Raw genomic sequence first — 18245 nt, forward strand, 5'->3', positions numbered from 1 at the left:
AAATAAAAATGAAAACACAATTCTTAAAAAAAATAAGTTTAGTATCACTTTACACATTTGTATTAGTTTTTACATTCATAGGGTGTAGTAGTGATGATAATTCACCAGTTGGAACCGATCCAGTAATTATTAATTTTGGGATTACAACAGTAAGTGGAGCATTTCCTAATCAGACCTCTTATATTCAAGGAAAATCAAGTTTAGAATTTTCAACGATAGGAAATGACAAGGCTTTAGAATTAACAGGAAATACAAGAACCGTTTCTTATAATAAAGAGTTGTATGCATTGCCTTTTGGCGCACCTGCAACCCTTGCAAAATATTCATTTAATGAAGAAGGAAATGCAGTCGAAGATCAACGTATTGTTGTTCCTGGGGCAAATACTTTTTCTGCCCTTTATTTTGAAAGTAAGGAGGTAGCGTATGCTTCAGTAGCAGGGGGAATTTCAAAACTTATTATTTTCAATCCAACTACAATGCGTATTACAGACGAAGTAGCTTTAACATTAATTAAAGAAAAATTTCCTGAAGCTACGCGCACCTATTATACAGATATGATTGAACGCGATGGAAAGTTGTTTATGGGAGTACATTATGAGAAAAATTTTGCTCCAGTAAACGATTGGGCTTATGTAGCGGTAATTGATTTAAAAGAGAAAAAGGTAGAAAAAATAATTTCGGATAAAAGAACAGGAATGGTGTTTGGCGGACATGCAGCAAATGCAGGAATGGTTAAAACTACTAATGGAGATATTTATGTACAAGGTTTAGGAACTACAATGAGTAGTGGAAGTAGCCCTAGTGGTTTGCTAAAAATACCTAATGGAGAAACTTCTTTTGACCCAGATTATTTTATGAATATGCAAGAAGCAACAGGAAATGTATGTTATGGAGTTTATCATGCACCTAACGGAAGAAGCTTTACAGCAAGAGTAGAGGAGGTAAATGATTTTTATGAGTATCAAACTGGGCAACCTCAATTCAAATATTTTGAAATTGATGTTCAAAAAAAGTCGAGTTTAGGGGCTGTACCAGGACTTCCTACCACATATGGATCTCGTAGTATGATTATTCTTCCTTATAAAGACCAAAAATTATTATTTACAATAGCAACGAATGATGAAAATGCTGTGTTTAGTTTTGACACCAGTTCAAACACATCTAGTAAAATGTTTACGTCTACAGGAGGTTACATATCTGGTCTTGAAGATTTTAATAACGAATAGAATACACCATGTTAAAAGCACAAGACCTCACAAAAAAATATGGTGATTTTACCGCCTTGAATAGTTTAAATTTAAATATTAAAGCAGGAGATATTTTTTGCTTGCTCGGTGCTAACGGTGCGGGAAAATCAACAACTATTAATTTGTTTTTAAATTTTATAGAGCCTACATCTGGTAGCGCTTTTGTTAATGGTTTGGATGTAACAAAGAACCCACAAGAAACAAAAAAATGGTTGTCTTATATTCCTGAAAATCTCCAGTTGTATCAATATATGACAGGACTGGAGAATCTTCACTTTTTCTGTGGTCTACAAGGTGTGGATATAGAAAAAGAAGCATTAGAAAACTTATTAATACAATCAGGTTTACAAAAAGATTTTATTAAGAAAAGAGTTCGTAGTTACTCTAAAGGAATGAGACAAAAAGTAGGGATTGCTTTAGCGAGAGCTAAAGGAGCCAAGGTATTACTTTTAGATGAGCCTACATCTGGGTTAGACCCTAAAGCAAGTAATGAGTTTTCTGAGCTTCTACTTAATATGAAGCAACAAAAAGTTGCCACCTTAATGGCAACACACGATCTTTTTAGAGCTAAAGAAACAGGAACACATATTGGTATTATGAAAGAAGGAATTTTGGTTGAAAAGATGGAGTCAAATCAAGTTTCTTTTCATGATTTAGAACAAAAGTACTTAAAACATATGCACGAATAGTGTGTAATAAGTCATTACATCTAAAAAATAAAAATGTAAACAGATGATACATCAAGTATTTTTAATAGCTAAAAAAGAACTTACCAGTATAGCAAGGCAAAATGCTTTAAAAATTTTGTTTCCTATTATTTTGTTCCTCTTAGGCTTTTCACTTTATGCTGGACATATAGCTTATAAACAGGAAATGGATATGGTGAAAAAGGCTCAAAAAGAAAGAAGAGCTGAGTGGTTAGAACAAGGAAATAAGCATCCGCATATTGCGGCTCATTACGGGACATATGTTTTTAAGCCTAAAACGCTTTTAAGTCTTTTTGATTTTGGATTGGATACGTATACAGGAACCTCCGTTTATTTAGAAGCACATTATGCACATGAGTTTATGTTTAGACCTGTACAAGGATATGGTAATATGGCTCGTTTTGGAGAATTGAGTGCAGCTTTGGTTCTTCAGTTATTATTACCACTTCTTATTATATTCATCACTTTTCAAACTTTTAGTAAAGAAAAAGAAACAGGAACCTTGAAGTTGTTAATAGGACAAGGAGTTTCAATGAGATCCATTTATTTAGGTAAAGTTTTGGCTTATTTTTTAATAGTCCTACTTATATTAATATTATTTTTTACAGGACTTTATATTGTAGGAATAATTGAAGATAATAGTTTAGTAGTGCAAGATGTAGGCTTACGAGTTTTATTTCTCTTTTTTCTTTACGTTGGGTACTTATTTGTTTTTACAAACTTTTCTGTTTGGGTTTCTTTTAAGTCTTCAAATGCACGAAACTCTCTTCTAACTTTATTAATGTTTTGGATTACGACTGGTATTATTATTCCAAAAACTTCGGCTAATATAGGAGAGAGTTTATATCCTTTACCATCTCTTAAAGCATATAAAGAAAAAATTAAAAAGGATATAGATAAGGGTTTGCCTATGGATGGCTCTAAAGAAGAGAGACTTGTTAAATTAAAGGAACAGTACTTAAAAAAATATGGAGTAGATTCTTTACATCAATTACCACTAAATTTTGAAGCAATACGAATGCAAGAGGGAGAAGAATATGCTTATAAAGTACAAAAAGTTCATGATTCTCTTCTTAACAGAAGGTTTGAATATCAAAATAGAATAGGAAGTATAATAGGGTTTGTTGCACCGTACATTTCAGTAAGAAATTTTTCAATGGCTTTTGCAGCAACAGACGGGTACAGTTTTAATGATTTTCAAGAAAAAACAAAAGTATACCGTCTTAAATTAATGAGAAAAATGAATAATGATATGGCTGTAAATTCACGTTATGGCGAGTTTTACGAGTACAAAGCAGGAAGAAATTTATGGGAAACGGTTTCTGGGCTGGAATATCGTACACCAAGTGTAATGAAAACCTTTAAAAATTACAGAATAGAATTAATATCATTAATTTTTTGGGTTTTAATAATGTTCTTACTAATACCTTCTTCTCACAAAAATAAATTGATATGAAATTAACGATATTATTATGGAGGCGTGAAGGTATTTCAATTGTTAGAAATACGTTTCAAATAATTTTGCTTACCATCGTATTTTTATTGGGTATTTATGCTGTTTATTACGGGCATTCAAAAATAACGGAGCAGCGTAAAATAATTGAGAATGTTAAACATATTGAAAAGAAAGAATTTGAACAGTATAAAGAGAGTTTTTATGCCAATCATACTTCGTTAAAAGATAAACAATTATTTGACATAGCTTCTAAGCCAGCCTATGCATGGTATCGACATGGATATCATGCAATTTTACCTCCTCATGGTTTAGCACACATGTCTTTAGGACAAAGAGATATAGAACCTTATTACTATAAGTTAACGGGAATGAGCTTATATTATCAATTGTTTGAAAATGAATTAGCAAATCCACTTAAACTCTATGTTGGAAATTTAGACCTATCGTTTGTTTTTGTTTATTTGTTTCCATTGCTTATCATAACTTTTACTTATGGATTATATGCAGAGGAGAAGGAAAACGGAATGTTACCCTTATTAAGGTTACAATCTATAGGGCTAAGAAAAATCCTCTTAATTAGAATTGCTTTTTATTATGTTTTAGTTTTAGGGTTAGGAGTCCTTTTGTCTATAATAGCCTTTACGGTTGCTGAAAAAGTAAGTATTTTAAGTGCTTGTTTATGGTTATTAGCAGTCTTGTGTTATTTCAGCTTTTGGTTTGCCTTAATGTTTCTTTTAATAAGCTTTAAAAAGAATTCTTCATTAACAGCCATTACTGCTGCTGGTTTATGGTTACTTTTTTTAATAGTTTTTCCAGCAATATTAAATGTATATGCAAATATTGTACATCCGATAGACAATACTTCATTAGCTGATATAACCCGAAGAATAAGTCTTGAAAATGAAGATAATATAGAAGAAGCTAAAGCTGTAGTTGTTGAGTATTTAGATTACCGAGATGATTTAAAAGGAGCAAAATCTTTAATAGATGTAAATACAATGGCCAAGGCTTATGCATCTTTTACTGCGCTTAATGATAATCATCACAGAGAAGAAGTACAGGAGTATTTTAAACAAATTGAGTTAAGACAAGAATGGGTTTCTAAATTTCGATGGGCAAATCCAGCAGTAAATGCTCAAGGAATGTTTAATGAAATAGTTGAAACGGATTCTGAAATTTTTCAATCTTTTTATCAATCAATTGAACTTTTTCATAGAGATATTACCAATTTTTATTTTAATAAATTGTTTTTAGGTAAGCAAATAACAATAAGAGATTATGAAAGGTTGCCTAAGTTTAAGTTGAATGCTGATTATACTAAAAGTCAAAGAATAGGAAAAAGTTTATTAGAAGTAATACTTATAACCTTTATAATTTTTGGTACATCACTGGTCTTTTTTAAAAAAATAACTTCTTAAAAGAGTGGTGTAAATATGAGTTCCGAAATAAAGAATAACACAAAACAAAAGCTTGATTTTATTAATGATAGCCTTTGGGGTCTTATGTTAAAACTATCTGTTCCAAGTATTTTAGGTATGATGGTTATATCTATAAACGGGCTTGTAGATATATTTTATACAAGCTATTTTATAGGAATAAAAGCTTTTACAGGGATTTCAATGTTATTTCCCTTAATGCTAGTTGTTACAAGCATTACTGTTTTTATAGCTGCAGGCTCTGCATCTGTTCTTAGTAGAGCTATAGGCGCCAAACAAATTGAAGTTCAAAAGAAAATAATTCCAAACATGATAGCCTTATCTCTCATAGGGGCAACTTTAGTAACTGTTTTTGGAATTATTTTTTCTCATGAAATAGTCTCAGTAATAGGAATTTCAGGAGAACTATTTACGTATGCTTTAGAATATTTTAAAGTATACGTTTTGGGAGCATTATTCAGTATTTATGGTCTGTCAGCTAATAGCTTAATACGGGCAGAAGGAAATATAAAAGTAGCAATGCAATTCACAATAGCTTCAGTAATTTTAAATATTTTACTAACTCCCATCTTTATTGGCGTTTTACAGATGGGAGTAGCAGGTGCTGCATGGAGTAGTATTATAGCAATGTTTATTTATAGTTTGTTAACATCTTTATACTTTATCTGTGGAAAAGCAACATTTAAAACAGGAGCTTTTCGAATAAGGTTGGAGTATAAAATCCTTAAAAATGTTTTAAGTATTGGTTTTTCAGCATTTACAATGCAATTATCTAATTTATTTAGGCAATTTTTACTTTTCAGGTTAGTGGTTTTCTATGGAACAGAAGAAGCTATGGCGTTTTTTAATGCTGTTTTTAGGTTGTTTACTTTTTTAGCTATTCCGCTTTTAGGACTTTACCAATCTATGCAGCCGATTATAGGAATTAATTACGGAGCTAACAAGCCGTCTAGATGTTTAAAAGGAGTAAGGATATATAGGTTTGCAGGGGTTGTTCTTGGCGCTGGACTATTAATACCGATACTGATTTTTCCTGAGGCAATGGTTAATGTTATATTACCTAATGTAGAACTTAATGATACAGAAATTTTTAATGTACGAATGTTGCTAAGTATTTTATTAGTTATTCCAATATCTTCTAGTAGCATAGTTCTTTTTCAAGCTATAGGAGAAGCAAAATTAGCAACGTTGTTACCTATTGGAAGACAATTATTATTGTTTGTTCCGGTAGTATTACTTTTAACTAAATACTTTGGAATAGAGGGGATATATTACAGTTTGGCTTTAGAAAATATTTTATATGCTTTGGTTTTATATATTGTATCTAGAAAAACACTTAAGCAAATATCCAAGGGAATAATATAGGGGTAGGTATAAATGAGTTAGTTTATTATTTTATAAGGTGTTTCTTTTTTGCCACAATATGAAAAACATGCCAAAATTTTTCTTTTCCAGATAATGTTTTTCCTTTTTTAGAGATTTCATTAAAATAAAGAATCTCAAACTGATCAAATAAGTTTTTTACATCTTGTATATTGTGAAAAGTCATATCAGAGTTAGAGCTCCAGGAATCTTGTGGTCCAAAAAAATGTCCGCAAAAAATTCCTCCAGGAGATATACATTTAATGATATTCGACCATAGATTATCAAATTGGTTAGGGGGGCAAAAAGGAAGTGAAAAAGAGGCATTAACCAAATAAACAGAAGGAAGCTTTTCTAAATTCTCAAAAGAAACGTTACTAAATTTTAATAATTTAGAATGTTTAGGAGCTAAGTTTTGTTGCAGGTAAAGTAATGAGTTAGGGTTACTGTCTATGGCAACTACAGAAAAACCATTTTCTAATAAAGCAAATGTATCTACCCCATTACCACAACCCAAGTCTACAGCTGTTTTTTCTGTTATATTATCTTGGGTGGCTATAAAATCTAAAGCTTTACGAAGTGTATAAGCTGGGGGATGTTTTTCTTTTTTAATTTTATTATAATGCTCTTTCCACATTCATTATATTTTTTCTGAAATAAACAAATATAACGAAGTATTACACTGTTTAAATTAAAAAATAAAACATTCTATTATATTTTAACTTTTATACAAGTAAAAGGCTTATTCATATGTTTTTAACTAGAAGAAGTTATATGTTTTTTTTAGCGAAAGCAAGTGTGAAATTAACATTTTTTCAAGTTAATTTTAGTAAGTTTACAAGTAATGAAAAAAGGATGGTTAAAGAATAGCGTAACCTATTTATTCCTTGTGCTTTTTCTATCAGTGAAAATGACAGGAATTCATGTATTGATGCATACAGATGATATGGATCATGCAGTACATTGTACCATGTGTGACCATAGCATAACACATGATTTAACTCCTGCACTTACTCCTAATTTTCAAAATTTAATTATTGATAAGTTTGAAATAATAGTTCAAAAATCAATTATTAAAAATTACAAGTTTACTACCACAAGTAACTTTGCTTTGTATCAACTTTTCTCCAGACCTCCTCCTTTCTTATTATAATTTTTTAGAGAAAAACAAAGTAAAATATCATCTTGGTTTTTTATAAGTTATTCTAGTTTCTTTTAATGATAGCGTAATCAAAAGTTAAAAACTTTGGATTATAAAATGCATCTAAATATTTAGAGCATATAAAAAGCTATGTGTAAAGAAAAAAACATTTTCACATTCAATTTTTTGAAAATAATTACAACTTTTTTAAAAAGGAGTTGAAGAACATTTTATGCAACTAATTGTAATGAAAAACTTCTAGAACTTATAAAACCAAAATAATTCATTCTTAAGTAATACTTAATATTTAGGTATCTGTGTAAAAACAGAAATTAAATAAGCAGAATGATTACAGGTAGATAAATCTATCTAACTAAAAAATAAATTAAATAATGAAAAATTATATCAAAATACTTATACGTTACTTTTTAATTCTTTTCCCATGGCTTGTTTTTTCACAGGAGGTTGAAGTAAAAGGAATCGTTAGTGATGTTACAAATCAAGTATTACCAGGTACAACTGTTTTTATAAAAGGAAGTAATAAAGGAACAGTAACCAATTTAGATGGGAAATATTCAATAAAAACTACTAGAGGATCTGTTTTGGTATTTTCTTTTGTAGGAATGATTACGAGAGAAAAAAAAGTAACTGATGAAGAAAAGATAAACATAACCTTAAAAGAAGATACTAATGCGTTAGACGAAGTAGTGGTTAATTTTAAAAAACCGCTTATTGAGGCTAGTAAAGGAAAATTAACATTTAACCTAAAAAAATCTACTCTTACAACAGGGCAATCCGCTCTTGATATGTTAAAAAAATTACCAGGGATAAATGTAGCGCAAAACGATGCTATTTTATTTAGAGGGGCGTCTGGGGTAAATATTATGATAGATGGTAAAATGACCTATTTATCTGGAGGTCAATTGTCAAATTTATTAAAAGGAATGAGTGCTGAAGACCTTAAAAAGATAGAATTGATAACATCACCAACAGCCGAGTTTGATGCAGCAGGTAATACAGGTATAATTAATATTGTTCTCGAAAAAAAACTTAAAAAAGGTTATGCAGTCAATTTACGAACTACCATTTCAAAAGGGAAATACTGGATGACAAACGAAAATATTTCGGCAAGTTTACGCACAAAAAAAGTGAATTTATATGGTTCTTTTGATTATAATACGCCTCATAGATTTACCAAAAACAAAAGTGGAAATACCATCAATGAGAACGGAGAATCTCTGTGGCTTAGTCGTAAAAACGAAAGTAACTATAAAATAAAATATTATACTTGGCGATTTGGAGCTCAATGGCAGTTTTTACCTAAACATAGCTTAAGTATTAACTATCATGGCTACTTTGATGACTTTAAAAAACAAAATTATTCTACAGTTAATAAATTTAATAATCTCAAAGAATTACAATCTTACACATTAACAGATAATAAAATAATTGAACCTTATCATTACGATGCGGGGAGTGTGCATTATATGTTTGTTATAGATTCTCTTGGAAAAAAATTAACAGCAGATGCCAATTATACATCCTATCGAAATTATTCAGATGGAATACTGATAACAGACAATTATGATGCAAATCAAAATAAATTAAATACTAACGTACTCAAGTCACACCAACCAGGAAGTGTAGATATTTTTTCAGCACAAATTGATGCTAATTTGCCTTTTAAGAAGTATGCTATTAAAACAGGGGTTAAATATGCTAAGGTAAAAAATGATAATCAATACGAATTTGAATCGTTAGAAGAAGATACTTATGTAAAAGTACCAGCATTAAGTAATCATTATAAATATAATGAACAGATTGCAGCAGCATATATAACAGGATCAAAAGAAATAAATAAAACAACAATAGATGCTGGACTTCGTGTAGAATATACCAGAGCAGAAGGATATACAGTAAAAGAAAATGAAACAAATCAATGGCAATATACCAAGTTGTTTCCCTCTTTTTCAATTGGACAAATTTTAGATAAAGACAATAAAATTGACTTTTCGTTAAACAGACGTATCAATCGTCCATCTTACACCGATTTAAATCCAGTACGATGGTATAGAGATCAGTACTTCTATTATTCAGGAAACCCTAATTTAACACCTGAATTAGCTTGGGTATATTCGTTTACATATAGCTTAAAAAATAAATATGTTTTTTCTGCAACGTATAACCAAAGTGATAATTTTATAAATCGAAGGCTTTTAGTAGATGATAATGGTACTACTATAAAAAGTCAAAGTGATAATTTTGGTAATCGAGAGCGTTTTGATTTTACGGTATCAACTCCATTTAAATTATATTCGTTTTGGAATTTACTTTTCTTTTCAGACATAAGTTATACTACTTATCCTATTTCACAAGTTTCAGGAGAAAAACAACTATCAAAGTGGGCTACAACATTTACATTACAACAAGATATTTCCTTGCCAAAAGACTATAAAATGAATCTTTCTGCACACTGGTTTTCATCGGAGTTACTTGGTTTGTACAGTACAAAAGCAACAGGTTATGTAGATTTTGGAATAAAAAAAACATTCCTAAATAAAAAACTAGTAGCGCAACTGACTATAAGTGATATATTTAATACCAACCGTTATGAAGCCTATTCTCAAAGTGATATTATAGATTATTACTATAATAATAAACCAGATTCAAGAAGGTTTGGGGTGACCTTGCTTTATCACTTAGGAGGAAACTTAGTGAAAGAAAATAGAAAAAAAACAGAAGAACAGAAAAGGTTATGATTTTTTTCAAGAATTAAATTACGAGATAGAATTCCATAAAAAAAACAAAGAATGACGCCCTTTTAGAACGGCATTCTTTGTTTTGATTAGGTTGCTTTTACTTAAGTAAGTAATGTTTATTTAAACTTGTGTAAAATAAATATTACTGCCTCGCGTAATAATGATAATCTTTAATCACAGTATCTATAAATTTAGCAGGCTTTTGCTCGGTAGTAATTCCTGTTAACTCAATAACTTTTGTGTATAGTTTCAAAATTACTTTATGATTTTTTTTCTTTATGGCGTCTCTATATACTCTTGTGATAGTGTGAATATCATTGTCACTCAATAACGTTACCTGTGAATAGGTAGGTGTATAGTTATCAACTACATCGCTTGCAATAGTATCTTTTAACGTAATTCTTTTCTTTTCAGATATTACAGTAGTTCCTGCAGCAATATCTCCTAAACGTTGCCCTTTTCCGTTTAATAAAATGGTAAGTACAGCAACAGAACCACTAGCTAAAGTGAAATCAACAAAACGTAATAACCATCTAATTAAATAACTTCCAAAAGTAGGCTTAGAACCATCTAATTTAACCACTCTTATTTGGTTAAAGTATTTGCCAGGAGTTTGCCCGTTCATTAAAACCTCAAAAAGTAAACTATAAAAGAATACAGGAAGCCCTAGTAAAACAAAGAGACTCATGTATTCCATACTCATGGGAATGTCTAACATTCCTATTATAATAGCAATGATAATGTAGTACCCAACAATAAATAACGCATCAATTAAATATGAACCAATGCGAGTGGTAACATGAGCTACATTTTGACTGATAGCAATGTTTTGAGCTGTTTCTATTTGAAAATTATCCATGAACTAGTTTTTCACTTTTTTTTGTTGATATTTATGCAACTTTTTTTAGTTTAGCGAAGATAAAAATATTCTATGATTAGAGAAACTTCTCAACAAACATGCTTTAATTTTTTAAACACATGAGAGAAGCTGCTTTTGTAAATAAAAATAAAGAAAAGTGGCAACTTTTTGAAGATGTGCTGTATAACAAGAAAGTTATTTCACCAGATAAACTATCTAATTTATATGTGGAGTTAACTGATGATTTGAGTTATGCCAAAACCTTTTATCCTAACGGAAATACGGTGATATACTTAAATTCAATAGCATCGGCAGCACATCAAAAAATTTATAAAACTAAAAAAGAAAGTAAAAACAGGTTTATTAGTTTTTTTAAAACTGAATTTCCTTTGATGTTTTACAGTTACCAAAAACAGCTGCTTATAGCGTTTTTAGTATTTGCTTTTTTTTCTATTTGTGGTGCTTTTTCAGCCGCAACCGATATTGATTTTGTCCGTTTGATTTTAGGAGATGGTTATGTAAATATGACTCTGGAGAATATTGAAAAAGGAGATCCAATGGCTGTATATAAAAAAGCTAATGAAGTAGACATGTTTATTGGAATTACTGTAAATAATATAAAAGTAGCCATGTATGCCTTTGTATTAGGAATGCTATTTTCGGTAGGAACCTTATACATTATGATGCAAAACGGAATAATGTTAGGTTCGTTCTTATATTTTTTTTACGATAAAGGGTTGTTTTGGGAATCGTCAAGAACCATTTGGATTCACGGTACCATAGAAATATCAGTAATTGTTATTGCAGGATGTGCCGGATCGGTATTAGGTAACGGATTACTATTTCCAAAAACCTATTCACGACTAGAATCATTTAAAAGAAGCATGAAAGATGGATTAAAAATAATGGTAAGTACCATTCCTTTTTTTATAGTTGCAGGATTTTTAGAAGGTTTTGTAACCCGTCATACAGAAATGCCCGATTGGTTAGCAATTTTAATCATTACTACCTCATTAGCAATCATTATATTTTATTACGTCATATACCCAATTAAAGTTTATAAAAATCAACAAACCAATGCATAAAGAATACGTAGAGTTTAAAAAAGAAAGAGATTTAGGAAGTATTATTTCAGATGCTTTTAAGTTTATAAGATTAGAGGGGAAGCAGTTCTTTTTAACAATTTTAAAAATAGCAGCAATTCCTATTGTAATTACTGTTGTTACTTCTGTTTATATGACTTATTTATTATCTGAAATTCCAAATAACAACCCTTTTGATACATTGAGTTTTGGAGGGTCGGGTATAATAATGGGTATAGCCTATTTGGTAACAGTTGTTTATGTTAATTTAGCAGGGATGTATTATATCAAGTCCTATATAGACAATAAAGGAGTTGTAAAAAAAGAAGAAGTAATAGCTGGTACAAAAGCTAAGTTTTGGTCGTTTACAGGATTTGGGATTTTAGCTGGATTAATAATTTTTGCAAGTATCTTACTTTGTTTTCTACCTGTTATTTATACAGCGACAGTATTGTCTTTAGGAGCTTCAATTTTAGTGTTTGAAAATGAAGGAGCAACTGAAACTATTAGTAAAAGTTTTAATTTTATTTCTGGTTATTTTTGGGAGACGTTCGGAGTAATGTTTGTTGTAGGTCTTTTAGTAGGAGTTTTAGGTTATGTGTTCCAAATACCAGCGGTGATTTATCAACTTGCTAAGATGGGAATAAGTATGGGAAATGAAGACCCTACATCAATGTTTAATACATATAGGGATCCTATTTACTTATTGTTAAATGTGTTGGCAACTGTAGGAAAGTTTTTATTCTATTCGATAACACTTATTACAAATGTACTTTTGTACTTCGATATTAATGAAAGAAAAAATTTGACGGGGACTATTGAAAGAATTGATAGCATAGGACAGTAATCTTTTGAAGCAGTTTCTTTTTTACATAACGTTTTTTATTTGTTCAATCACTCTATTTTCACAGGAAGAAAAAAGAGAGGTGCAGTATGATGATACTATTATTGAACAAAAAAAGTTTGACACTCAAAAAATAGAGGAGTACAAAGAAAAAGATGAATTTATATACATTGTAGAAAAAAGAGAACCTACTATTTTAGAAAAAATATGGGATTGGTTAAAACGAACCGTCATAAAAATTCTCTCTTATATTTTTGATGATATTACACCAGCAGTAGGATTTTTACGTGTTGTTTTAAAAGCGCTACCATATGTAATTGCAGGGTTGGTGTTGTACTTCATTATTAAGTTCTTTTTAAAAGTAAATGCACGCAATATTATTGATGGTAAAAAGGCTAAACCTATTGTGCATTTATCGGAAGAAGAAGAATTGATAAAAGATAAAGACTTACCAAAGTTAATTCAAGAAGCAATTTCAGAAGGAAATTATCAACTAGCAGTACGTTATTATTATTTGTTGCTGTTAAAAAAACTGTCAGATAAAGAGTTTATTTCTTGGAAACAAGAAAAAACAAACGAAGATTATATAAAAGAGTTATCATCTAAAAAACAACTGTATACAGACTTTAAAGAGTTAACTTATTTGTACGATTATGTGTGGTATGGTGAGTTTTCTATAGATAGAGAAAAATTTACACAAGCGGAGAACAACTTTAAAAACACACTAGCTAAAATTTACTAATTTGGATAAAAAACTTAAAATATACATTGGTCTGTTGGTGCTTATAGTGCTCGGTATTTTTTATGTTGAATCTGTAAAGCCTAAAGAAATCAATTGGTATCCAAGTTATGTTGCAAAACATAAAATTCCATATGGTACATATGTATTGCATAAAGAAATGCCAAGTTTATTTCCAAAAAGTGAAGTAAAAGATATCTACCAAAATCCGTATGTGTACTTAAAAGACGATAAGAATAACGGAACCTATTTTTTTCTTGATAATAAAGTGAATTTTGACAAAGATGAGTTGAATGAGCTTTTAGAGTTTGCAGATAGAGGAAATGATGTGTTCATAGCAACCAATGGAATATATTTAGATACGTTGCAAACAAAGACAAGTTATTTAACAACTTCAGCGTTTGAGGAAAAAGCCTATCAAAAAATGAGTAACCCTATTTTTGGTAGAAAAGAGTATTATTTTGATAGAAATTTTTCAAAGCTGTATTTTTCTGAAGTTGATACGCTCAATACAACTATTTTAGGCGAGTTGGTAATACGAAATGAAAACGATTCCATCATCAGTAAAAAGCCGAATTTTATCAAAGTTAAACACGGAGAAGGTAATTTTTATTTGCATACGTTCCCGCAGGCATTTACGAATTATAACATGCTATTAGATAATAATTATGAGTACGTAGCGAATGTGTTATCATATCTAAATAACCCGGGTAATAAAGAAGCAGAGGTGGGTTCTAATAGTAACAATACCATTTTATGGGATACCTATTATAAGACAGGAAAAAGTAGAATAACCTCTCCCATGCATTATATTTTATCAACCCAATCGTTAAAATGGGCATATTATATAGGATTGATAGGGGTGTTGTTCTTTATTATTTTTAAAGGAAAGCGTAATCAGCGATTAATTCCTGTTATTACACCGTTAAAAAATCAAACACTGGCTTTTACACGTACCATAGCCAATATGTATTACGAAAAATCAGATCATAAAAATATAGCTGAACATAAAATCAACTATTTTTTAGAATATATCAGAATAAAATACCGATTATCAACTTTAAACATAGACGAACGTTTTTATAAAAACCTTGCTAATAGAAGTGGTAATTCAGAAGAAAAAGTAGTTGCTTTATTTAAAAAGATAGAGCAAATACAGTCAAAATCAAGTATAACCGAAGAAGATTTAATAGCCTTAAATAAAGCTATTGAAGCTTTTAAAGCATATAAAAAAGAATAGGATGGATACAGAAAACAATCCAATAGAAAATACGAATGAGTTATTTTCAAGCAGAATAGATTTGTCAAAGTTAAAAGAAGCGGTTGTAAAAATAAAAGAGCAACTAGGGAAAGTAATTGTAGGTCAAGAGGAGTTTATGGAGTTACTGTTGGTTTCTTTACTGGCTGACGGACACGTATTGATTGAAGGTGTTCCTGGAGTAGCCAAAACGGTAACAGCAAAATTGTTAGCTAAAACAATTGCAACCGATTTCAGCCGAATTCAGTTTACGCCTGATTTAATGCCTTCGGATGTATTAGGAACTTCGGTTTTAAACATGAAAACATCTGATTTCGAGTTTAAAAAAGGACCGATTTTCTCTAACATTGTGTTGATTGATGAAATTAACAGAGCACCAGCTAAAACGCAAGCAGCATTGTTTGAGGTGATGGAGGAAAAACAAATTACAATGGATGGTGAGCGTTATGAAATGAATCCACCCTTTATGGTATTAGCAACTCAAAACCCAATAGAGCAGGAGGGAACGTATGCCTTACCAGAAGCGCAATTAGACCGTTTCTTATTTAAAATAAATGTTGGGTACCCGAATTTAGAGGAAGAAATACAGATAATCACTGCTCATAACGATCGCAAAGGAGCGTTACCGCAAACGAAAGTGGAAGCTGTGTTAACAGAAGCTGAGTTATTAGAATACAGAAGCAAGGTTTTTGAAGTATTGGTAGAGGAAAAAATAATTAAATACATAGCACAACTTATTTCCAATACACGTAACAATGCACATTTGTATTTAGGAGGTTCACCAAGAGCAAGTATTGCAGTATTAATGGCCTCTAAAGCATTTGCAGCAATCAATGGACGTGATTTTGTGATTCCTGAAGATGTAAAAAAGAGTATTTATCCAGTATTACGCCATAGAATTATGTTAACTCCTGAACGTGAAATGGAAGGGATGACAGCCGATAAGGTGATTGAAATGATTGTACAATCTGTAGAAGTTCCAAGGTAGTGATTCAATTCTTTAAATCGTTATACGTACACAATCGCTTTTTTATCTACATAAGCGTAATTTCGGCTTTATTTTTACTATCGTTTTGGATTCCTGCGCTTTATTCAGTAACATGGATGCTTGTGTGGTTATTTGTAATAACGATATGTGTTGATGTGTTTATCTTATACCGATTTAAAAATGGATTTTTAGCGAAAAGAATTACATCAGAAAAACTATCAAATTCAGATGATAATGAAATAGCCATTACGCTTGAAAATAATTATCCGTTTCAAGTTTTTATTTCATTGATTGATGAATTGCCAGTACAATTTCAAAAAAGAGATTTCGAACATGCAATGTCTTTGAAGCCTGGTGAGAAATCAACCTATACCTATAGTGTTAGACCAGTTGAAAGAGGGGAATACAAATTTGGGAAAGTAAATATATTCGTGTCTTCTTTTTTACAAATGTTTTCTAAACGTTATTCCTTTGCTGCGGAAGAAAGTGTGAAAGTATATCCGTCATATATACAAATGAAAAAGTACGAGTTTTTGGCGATGCACAATAACTTAACGGAGTTTGGTATGAAGAAAATACGACGAATAGGGCATACGATGGAGTTTGAACAGATTAAAAACTACATTCCTGGTGACGATGTACGTACTATAAACTGGAAAGCAACTGCTAAAAGAGCAGAGTTGATGGTGAATCAATATCAAGATGAAAAATCACAACCCATATATTCTATTATCGATTTGGGTCGTGTCATGAAAATGCCTTTTGAAGGGTTGAAGTTATTAGACTATGCAATTAATTCAACCTTAGCTTTTTCAAATATAGCCTTATTAAAAAACGATAAAGCAGGGATGCTTACCTTTTCCAAAAAGGTTGAAAAGATAGTAGCTGCCAGTAACAAAAAAACAAACTTATCGGTTATCAACGAAGAGTTGTATAATATTACAACCGATTTTTCAGATGCTAATTTTGCGTTATTGTATGCGAATATTAAAAGAAAAATAAATCAACGTAGCTTGTTAATTTTATATACCAATTTTGAGCATATATCGGCGTTAAAAAGGCAATTACCATATTTAAAAGCAATAGCTAAAAAACACTTGCTAGTGACTGTTTTTTTTGAAAATACGGAGTTAGATACGTTGATTACTGAAAATGCAGAAGATTTACAAAGTGTGTATCATAAAACAATTGCTGAGAAATACGCATACGAAAAACGTTTGATGATAAAAGAGCTAGAAAAAAACGCTGTGCATGCTATTTTAACAAAACCACAACATTTGTCTGTTAATGTAATAAATAAATACCTAGAGTTTAAAGCAAAAGGAATGATATAAAAAAAGCGACCATTTGGTCGCTTTTTTTATATCCTGCAATGTTTTTGCAGTGAACAAACTTATGTTTGTATCGTTGCAACAAAAAATATAGTAATTAATTAAATAATAAAATTATGAGTAATGATTTTGGAGTAAAAACTCTATCAAAAGAAGGGTTAAAGGACATAAACGGTGGTGGATTTATTAGTTCGTTAAAAGGAGCGGCATTTTTTGCAGGTTATTTTTTAGGCAGAAATATAGATTCTTTACATGGGATTTATGATGGTATAACAGGAGGAGATAAACATTAAAAAAACAAAAATGAAAAACTCTAAATTATTAACTCTTTCAGAAAAAGAGTTAAAAGAAACAACAGGAGGAGGTATTATAGATAGTGTAAAAGCATTACAAATGTTGCCTTTTGTGATTGTAATAGAGAGTGCAAAGTCTTTTTTCTCAGGGCTTAATGCAGGAACCAGATAAATTAATCAATATAAAAATTTAAAAATGAAAGAATTAAAAGAACTAAGTTTCAAAGAGAAATTAGAAATTAATGGAGGTTTACAAGAGGATTACGATTGGGGGTATTCTGTTGGGGTCCATATTAGACAAGGAGTTGAAACTGTGTTAAGTTGGTGGGATAAAATTAAAAGTATAGGAGATTAATAAAAAAGCGACCAAGTGGTCGCTTTTCTTATGTAATATACGAGTTATACAGTTATTGTATACTTTCTAATCGTTCTCTTAATAATTCAGGGTCTTGTAGAGCATCCCAACCAAAGAATAAAATCATTCCTACCATAGTAATTATATATAATGAACTTAAAATAACACCAATAATAGCCAAAATCTTACCAATTTTAATATTATTGATTCCATCATATTCATCTGGGTTTTCATTATATAAAGTTGTAGCCTTTTTAGCTAAAACTAAAGCAACAACACCAAGAATTAACCCAATAAATCCATAACAGCAGCACCCTAAAATTGAAATGATTCCTAATACTAAAACACCTGTAGAATTTGGTAGTTTTTGTTTTTCCATAGTTTTCTA

General features: G+C 30.5%; 19 protein-coding genes. 16 read left to right on the forward strand and 3 right to left on the reverse strand.

Annotated features, from left to right (window positions below; translation table 11 throughout):
* Positions 1-8 precede the first annotated feature (8 nt).
* From AC3VJB_RS03050 to AC3VJB_RS03070, 5 genes are read left to right on the forward strand one after another with little or no spacing between them, the layout of a single operon-like run.
* Positions 9-1226 (forward strand): DUF4374 domain-containing protein, encoded by a 1218-nt coding sequence (locus tag AC3VJB_RS03050; protein ID WP_437824429.1) that lies wholly within the window; start codon positions 9-11, stop codon positions 1224-1226.
* 8 nt (positions 1227-1234) lie between these two features.
* Positions 1235-1936, forward strand: coding sequence for an ABC transporter ATP-binding protein (locus AC3VJB_RS03055; RefSeq protein ID WP_437824430.1), 702 nt, complete (start codon positions 1235-1237; stop codon positions 1934-1936).
* Positions 1937-1979: 43 nt separating this feature from the next.
* Positions 1980-3410 carry a DUF3526 domain-containing protein gene (locus AC3VJB_RS03060; protein WP_437824432.1) on the forward strand — a complete coding sequence of 477 codons (1431 nt, stop codon included), beginning with the start codon at positions 1980-1982 and terminating at the stop codon, positions 3408-3410.
* Positions 3407-4828 (forward strand): DUF3526 domain-containing protein, encoded by a 1422-nt coding sequence (locus tag AC3VJB_RS03065; RefSeq protein ID WP_437824434.1) that lies wholly within the window; start codon positions 3407-3409, stop codon positions 4826-4828. The genes AC3VJB_RS03060 and AC3VJB_RS03065 overlap by 4 nt, the downstream gene beginning before the upstream one ends.
* Before the next feature lie 15 nt (positions 4829-4843).
* Positions 4844-6211 carry an MATE family efflux transporter gene (locus AC3VJB_RS03070; protein WP_437824436.1) on the forward strand — a complete coding sequence of 456 codons (1368 nt, stop codon included), beginning with the start codon at positions 4844-4846 and terminating at the stop codon, positions 6209-6211.
* A 25-nt stretch (positions 6212-6236) separates the two neighbouring features.
* Here AC3VJB_RS03070 and AC3VJB_RS03075 read toward each other — a convergent pair whose 3' ends face one another.
* A complete protein-coding gene (locus AC3VJB_RS03075; protein ID WP_047789473.1) occupies positions 6237-6845 on the reverse strand; it encodes a class I SAM-dependent methyltransferase in 609 nt (202 codons plus the stop codon).
* A gap of 207 nt (positions 6846-7052) precedes the next feature.
* Between AC3VJB_RS03075 and AC3VJB_RS03080 the strand changes: the two genes are divergently transcribed.
* A complete protein-coding gene (locus AC3VJB_RS03080; protein ID WP_156167049.1) occupies positions 7053-7361 on the forward strand; it encodes a hypothetical protein in 309 nt (102 codons plus the stop codon).
* A gap of 380 nt (positions 7362-7741) precedes the next feature.
* The gene (locus AC3VJB_RS03085) at positions 7742-10108 is read left to right on the forward strand and encodes an outer membrane beta-barrel protein (protein WP_497666738.1); all 2367 of its coding nucleotides are present in this window, start codon (positions 7742-7744) and stop codon (positions 10106-10108) included.
* Positions 10109-10250: 142 nt separating this feature from the next.
* Here AC3VJB_RS03085 and AC3VJB_RS03090 read toward each other — a convergent pair whose 3' ends face one another.
* Complete coding sequence (locus tag AC3VJB_RS03090; RefSeq protein WP_497666739.1) at positions 10251-10967, reverse strand: RDD family protein; 717 nt, start codon at positions 10965-10967, stop codon at positions 10251-10253.
* Positions 10968-11086: 119 nt separating this feature from the next.
* Here AC3VJB_RS03090 and AC3VJB_RS03095 point away from each other — a divergent pair, with 119 nt between their 5' ends.
* From AC3VJB_RS03095 to AC3VJB_RS03135, 9 genes are all read left to right on the forward strand, one after another.
* A complete protein-coding gene (locus tag AC3VJB_RS03095; protein ID WP_497666740.1) occupies positions 11087-12052 on the forward strand; it encodes a stage II sporulation protein M in 966 nt (321 codons plus the stop codon).
* Entirely contained in the window at positions 12045-12896 is an 852-nt protein-coding gene (locus AC3VJB_RS03100; RefSeq protein WP_047789478.1) for a hypothetical protein, read from the forward strand. Before AC3VJB_RS03095 ends, AC3VJB_RS03100 begins: the two co-directional genes overlap by 8 nt.
* Positions 12897-12975: 79 nt before the next feature.
* A complete protein-coding gene (locus AC3VJB_RS03105; protein WP_497666741.1) occupies positions 12976-13635 on the forward strand; it encodes a DUF4129 domain-containing protein in 660 nt (219 codons plus the stop codon).
* A 1-nt stretch (position 13636) separates the two neighbouring features.
* Entirely contained in the window at positions 13637-14872 is a 1236-nt protein-coding gene (locus tag AC3VJB_RS03110; protein WP_497666742.1) for a DUF4350 domain-containing protein, read from the forward strand.
* 1 nt (position 14873) lies between these two features.
* On the forward strand, positions 14874-15878 hold the full coding sequence (locus AC3VJB_RS03115; protein ID WP_073182992.1) for an AAA family ATPase: 1005 nt from the start codon (positions 14874-14876) through the stop codon (positions 15876-15878).
* A 2-nt stretch (positions 15879-15880) separates the two neighbouring features.
* Positions 15881-17212, forward strand: coding sequence for a DUF58 domain-containing protein (locus AC3VJB_RS03120; protein ID WP_047789580.1), 1332 nt, complete (start codon positions 15881-15883; stop codon positions 17210-17212).
* A 113-nt stretch (positions 17213-17325) separates the two neighbouring features.
* Positions 17326-17502 carry a hypothetical protein gene (locus AC3VJB_RS03125; RefSeq protein ID WP_156167051.1) on the forward strand — a complete coding sequence of 59 codons (177 nt, stop codon included), beginning with the start codon at positions 17326-17328 and terminating at the stop codon, positions 17500-17502.
* Positions 17503-17512: 10 nt separating this feature from the next.
* Positions 17513-17674 carry a hypothetical protein gene (locus AC3VJB_RS03130; RefSeq protein WP_156167053.1) on the forward strand — a complete coding sequence of 54 codons (162 nt, stop codon included), beginning with the start codon at positions 17513-17515 and terminating at the stop codon, positions 17672-17674.
* Between the two features lie 24 nt (positions 17675-17698).
* Entirely contained in the window at positions 17699-17857 is a 159-nt protein-coding gene (locus tag AC3VJB_RS03135; RefSeq protein WP_156167055.1) for a hypothetical protein, read from the forward strand.
* Positions 17858-17909: 52 nt separating this feature from the next.
* On the opposite strand, the gene AC3VJB_RS03140 is transcribed toward AC3VJB_RS03135, so the two are convergent.
* Positions 17910-18236, reverse strand: a complete 327-nt coding sequence (locus AC3VJB_RS03140; protein ID WP_047789482.1) for a CCC motif membrane protein — start codon at positions 18234-18236, stop codon at positions 17910-17912.
* Between the last annotated feature and the right edge of the window lie 9 nt (positions 18237-18245).

Source organism: Tenacibaculum sp. TB-53 (genome assembly GCF_059716285.2).

What these genes read in the sequence shown, in the direction of transcription:
- AC3VJB_RS03050 (WP_437824429.1), top strand. Translation starts at nt 9, where the DNA reads ATGAAAACACAATTCTTAAAAAAAATAAGTTTAGTATCACTTTACACA.
- AC3VJB_RS03055 (WP_437824430.1), top strand. Translation starts at nt 1,235, where the DNA reads ATGTTAAAAGCACAAGACCTCACAAAAAAATATGGTGATTTTACCGCC.
- AC3VJB_RS03060 (WP_437824432.1), top strand. Translation starts at nt 1,980, where the DNA reads ATGATACATCAAGTATTTTTAATAGCTAAAAAAGAACTTACCAGTATA.
- AC3VJB_RS03065 (WP_437824434.1), top strand. Translation starts at nt 3,407, where the DNA reads ATGAAATTAACGATATTATTATGGAGGCGTGAAGGTATTTCAATTGTT.
- AC3VJB_RS03070 (WP_437824436.1), top strand. Translation starts at nt 4,844, where the DNA reads ATGAGTTCCGAAATAAAGAATAACACAAAACAAAAGCTTGATTTTATT.
- AC3VJB_RS03075 (WP_047789473.1), bottom strand. Translation starts at nt 6,845, where the DNA reads ATGTGGAAAGAGCATTATAATAAAATTAAAAAAGAAAAACATCCCCCA.
- AC3VJB_RS03080 (WP_156167049.1), top strand. Translation starts at nt 7,053, where the DNA reads ATGAAAAAAGGATGGTTAAAGAATAGCGTAACCTATTTATTCCTTGTG.
- AC3VJB_RS03085 (WP_497666738.1), top strand. Translation starts at nt 7,742, where the DNA reads ATGAAAAATTATATCAAAATACTTATACGTTACTTTTTAATTCTTTTC.
- AC3VJB_RS03090 (WP_497666739.1), bottom strand. Translation starts at nt 10,967, where the DNA reads ATGGATAATTTTCAAATAGAAACAGCTCAAAACATTGCTATCAGTCAA.
- AC3VJB_RS03095 (WP_497666740.1), top strand. Translation starts at nt 11,087, where the DNA reads ATGAGAGAAGCTGCTTTTGTAAATAAAAATAAAGAAAAGTGGCAACTT.
- AC3VJB_RS03100 (WP_047789478.1), top strand. Translation starts at nt 12,045, where the DNA reads ATGCATAAAGAATACGTAGAGTTTAAAAAAGAAAGAGATTTAGGAAGT.
- AC3VJB_RS03115 (WP_073182992.1), top strand. Translation starts at nt 14,874, where the DNA reads ATGGATACAGAAAACAATCCAATAGAAAATACGAATGAGTTATTTTCA.
- AC3VJB_RS03125 (WP_156167051.1), top strand. Translation starts at nt 17,326, where the DNA reads ATGAGTAATGATTTTGGAGTAAAAACTCTATCAAAAGAAGGGTTAAAG.
- AC3VJB_RS03130 (WP_156167053.1), top strand. Translation starts at nt 17,513, where the DNA reads ATGAAAAACTCTAAATTATTAACTCTTTCAGAAAAAGAGTTAAAAGAA.
- AC3VJB_RS03135 (WP_156167055.1), top strand. Translation starts at nt 17,699, where the DNA reads ATGAAAGAATTAAAAGAACTAAGTTTCAAAGAGAAATTAGAAATTAAT.
- AC3VJB_RS03140 (WP_047789482.1), bottom strand. Translation starts at nt 18,236, where the DNA reads ATGGAAAAACAAAAACTACCAAATTCTACAGGTGTTTTAGTATTAGGA.